Below are 3,170 nucleotides of genomic sequence, written 5' to 3' on the forward strand. Positions count from 1 at the left end.
ATTCGTAATTCGTAATTCGTAATTATTCATTCATGCTTATTCCCCAACACCCATTTCAGGTCTACGAAAAAAGTTCTTGGTCTCGGCGGACCGTAAATGAAATTGCTATCCCGGAATTTCGTGGTATCAAAATCAGATTGGTAACTGTCCAGCAAATTCTGAATTCCCGCCCCGATCCGGATTGTTTGCTCCGAACGGTGAAAATGAATGCTTTTTTCGGCTCTGAGTCCCAAATCCCAAAATGATTTTGTCTTTAATAACTCATCCTGTGTAATTTCTGGAGCCCCGGCAAAATGCGGCACGAGCATACTTCCTGTATACACACAACTCACCGATCCCGACCAGGAACCTTCCGGGAAAATGGAAATCGTGGATGAACCATAGGTATTCGGTGTTCTCAGGAAGCGTTTCACCGGTTCCAATTCCAAAGACCACTGCTGCGCTTCCGCATACCGGGATTCCTGGATCGTTACATTCACATCGACCTGGATGAATTTATGCCAGCGAACGCGAATCGATTCACTGAACCCGCTAACTGACGCGTTCGAACCATTGGTGCGCAAAAGAAGCGTTTTGGACGGATCATCACTCGGAATTTCGTTCAACACAAAAGAATGAAGCAATTGCGTATGAAATAACGTTGATTCGGAAGAATACAGCATTTTCTTTCTTCTCCTGCTCCAGTTTACCTGGGCAGAATAAGCATGTGAAATTTCGCTCTTCAGGTTTGAATCCACGCGGATCTGGGAAATTCCGCCGTTTGCAAAAGCCATGTGCATATCCGTTTCGAATACCTGCGGTGCTTTGAATCCGTTTCCGTATGACAGACGGAACTGCCACTGCCCATTAGCCTTGAACAGCAGCGCAAGACGCGGTGTCAGAATCGGATTCCTCAACATCGAATGTTTCGTTGCTCTCAAACCAAGAACCACCGACCATTTGTCTCCGAAATCCATCTGATCCTGCAAAAATGCTGCAAACTGATTGATCTCCTGGTTGATGAAATAATCGTATCCGCGAATGGTGTCCTGAATCGCATCGTAGTAATGTTCCAAACCTCCCACCAAAGTCATTTTGGTCCTTTCACCGAATTTTTGAATATACCCGGTTTGAATTCCCGATTGCCAGGTAAGATTGTTGGTTTTTCCCCAGGCGTCCACGTGATCAATTCCCGTGTAATGATGTCTGTTCGTTTTCTGATACCCCGTATACGCCTGAATACTCCATTTTTTGTTGCGCGATTTCCAGGTTCCGGAAAACTGACCGATGCTCGATAATTGATTCCGGAATTCGCTTTGCTCCGCTTGCTGCGGATCTCCTTTCCAGAATTGTCCGCCTTGTCGCTGTTCATGCAAAACCCAAAAATCAGCCCGCAATTCGATTGATTTTCCAAGTGCCTGAAAGGCATTCAATCCGAGTAATGAATTATTTACCCGTGGAATTTCAGTGAATCCGTCTCCGTTTCTGTCGTAACCATCCCGGATCTTATTCATCCCGGAGAAAAGAACCCCGCTTTTCTTTGATTTGGAGACAAAAGCACCGTTCAACTGAATCACTTGTTCAACCGGGCCGTTCTGAATCACGGATAGTTTATCCGAAACCTCGAAAAAATTAGCCGTCGGGTGCTTCGTAATGATATTAATTGTTCCTGCAATCGCATTCGAACCGTAAAGCACAGAACCTCCACCGTTTACAATCTCAATCCGGTCAACCATATTCGTCGGGATTTGCTCCAAACCATACAAACCCATCAAAGATGAAAACAACGGTCTTCCGTTAATCAGAATCTGGGAATAGGAACCACCCAAACCGTTCATTCGAACCTGTGTGTAGTTGCATGTCTGACAATTGGTTTCCATCCGGATTCCGGGTGAGAATTTCAATGCATCTGAAATGGAAGTTGCTGAAATGGCGCGAAACAATTTCTGGTCCAAAGTAGAAACAGAAATCACACTGTTTTTTTTCGATTCCGCAATCCGGCTTCCTGTAATGGTTACTTCCTCAATTTCTTTCAGTGTATCAGCCTCCGTTTTTAACGTATCAATCGTTTGATTTTGAGAAATGGAAATGAATGAGATCCAACAAGTAATGAAAAAAGTAAAGTAACGCACGGTGAAGTATTTTTCACAAATGTAAAACTATTTTTAGACAAGACTAAAATATTAAATAAATAAAACTAAATATTTTTAACGGATATGCATAAACAATCAGTAACAGACTGAAAAACAGCATTAAAATTAATGTGAGTTTTAGTAAAACAAGGACTTGTCCGAGAGTTTAAGTGGTGATTTCTTAGATGAATTCTATTTAGAAACGAATCTTTTCCATAAAACCTGGAACGGCGTGAAAGTAGTTTGCAAAGCCCGATAGATTCGCAGATGTTGGTGGCGCTTATCTGTCTCCACAACCCATAGAGCGGGTTCAGCCTGTCCTGATTTGTTTCGGGATTTGCGGAAAAAAATCACCAGAATTCTCGTACAAAACCTAAGCTAAAAAGAAGATTTGGTGATCCTTATCCGGAATAGATTCATTGACAGGCTAAAACAGGTGTGACGGAATACAATTTCCGGGAAATGAATTCAGGTAATTTTACAAATAGACATGCATCTATTAGCCCGGTAACAGCAAGGGAAATTCGAAAAAACAACTCCGAAAAATACGCTCAGTTTGAGCCTCTCTTAAGCAAACTCAGAAAGTTCAATCCAACGTTCGGTTCTTTCGTCAATCTCAGTCACAATCGCAGCCAATTTTGCACCTGCATCCATCAGCTGTTCATTCGTTGAGTTTGAATCGGATAAAACGTTGGTCCACTTCATTTTTTCTTCTTCCAAACGCTCCAAATCCTTTTCGATCTGATCGAACTCACTTTTCTCTTTGAAAGACAACTTCCGTTTTTCTTTCGGTGCCTCCTCGGAGATTTGCTTCACCTTTACCACTTCAACCGGCTTGTCGTCCGATTTATCTTTCTTGTAATCTGCGGCGGTTTGCTTTCTGTATTCGGTGTAATTTCCGATGATGTCCTTAATCGCTCCCTGTCCTTCAAAAACGAACAAGTGATCCACCATTTTATCCATGAAATAACGGTCATGCGAAACAACAATCAAACATCCTTCAAAAGTTCTCAGGTAATCCTCCAGAACACTCATTACAAAAATGTCCAGGTCATTGGT

At 42.5% G+C, this 3,170-nt stretch carries 1 protein-coding gene and 1 pseudogene; both read right to left on the minus strand.

Features of this window, described 5'->3' with window-relative positions:
* Positions 1 to 26: 26 nt before the first annotated feature.
* The gene (locus tag Q1V93_RS03520; RefSeq protein ID WP_300661507.1) at positions 27 to 2,111 is read right to left on the minus strand and encodes a TonB-dependent receptor; all 2,085 of its coding nucleotides are present in this window, start codon (positions 2,109 to 2,111) and stop codon (positions 27 to 29) included.
* A 567-nt stretch (positions 2,112 to 2,678) separates the two neighbouring features.
* Positions 2,679 to 3,170, minus strand: a pseudogene (locus Q1V93_RS03525) (ABC transporter ATP-binding protein); the annotation flags it as partial.

The sequence above is a fragment of the Fluviicola sp. genome, from assembly GCF_030151805.1.
GTDB lineage: Bacteria > Bacteroidota > Bacteroidia > Flavobacteriales_D > Crocinitomicaceae > Fluviicola.